The sequence below is a fragment of the Microbacterium petrolearium genome, from assembly GCF_054782875.1.
This window is the reverse complement of record NZ_BAAGRQ010000058.1, coordinates 1-909: the sequence shown is the minus strand read 5'-3', so window position 1 is coordinate 909 and position 909 is coordinate 1. Positions and strand designations below refer to the sequence as shown.

Annotated in this window: 1 protein-coding gene; it reads right to left on the bottom strand. The window is 65.8% G+C overall.

Translation table 11 applies throughout. The features are described 5' to 3' along the window. Positions 1–905: glycosyltransferase (locus tag ACYVJ0_RS13570; RefSeq protein WP_460818388.1), on the bottom strand; the 905-nt coding region annotated here is incomplete at its 3' end. Positions 906–909 lie beyond the last annotated feature (4 nt).

Here is a 909-nt window from a genome sequence, read left to right as displayed (position 1 = left end):
GCCGCGTATTGGAGGTAGTTGAGGCGGCTGGCCTCACGCCGTGCCTTGAGGACGCCGTCGAGCACGAGCCCGACAGCCCACGCCAAAGCGCCCATCACGCCGAGCGCCACTGCGAGGATCGCCGTGGGGAACCGAGGGACCAGACCGGTATCGAAGAACTCGATCACCAGCGGGATGCCCAGTAGAACCGCCGCGAGCATGAACACCGCACCGACGATCCCATAGAAGAACAGCGGCCGCTCGTGCCGAATCAGCTGGACCACCAGATTCAAGATCCGGAAGCCATCATGATACGTGCGCAGCTTGCTCTCACTGCCCGCCGGGCGGTCCTTGAACCCGACCGGCACCTCGGCCTGCGGCACCCGCAGGCTCATCACATGCACCGTCAACTCGGTCTCGATCTCGAACTCCCGCGACGCCGCCGGGAAGCTCTTCACGAACCGGCGCGACATCACCCGGTATCCGCTCAGCATGTCGCTGACCTCGTCGCCGAAGATGCCGCCGACGAGCCAGTTGAAGCCCTTGTTGCCCAGCTCGTGCCCCGAGCGGTACGCCGACTCCACGCCCTCGGGCTGCGTCCGCACGCCGAGCACGTGGTCGTACGGCCCCTCGCGCAGGGTGCGGATCATCTCCGGCAGCGCCGCCGCGTCGTAGGTGTCGTCACCATCGATCATCACGTAGACGTCGGCATCGATATCAGCGAAGGCACGCCGCACCACGTTGCCCTTGCCCTTGCGCTCCTCACGCCGCACGATCGCGCCGGCCGCGGCCGCCACCTCCGCCGTCCGATCCGAGCTGTTGTTGTCGTAGACGTAGATCACCATCTCCGGCACCGCAGCACGCAGATCAGCGATCACCTTCCCCACCGCGACCTCTTCGTTGTAACAGGGAACAATCGCAGCGATGACA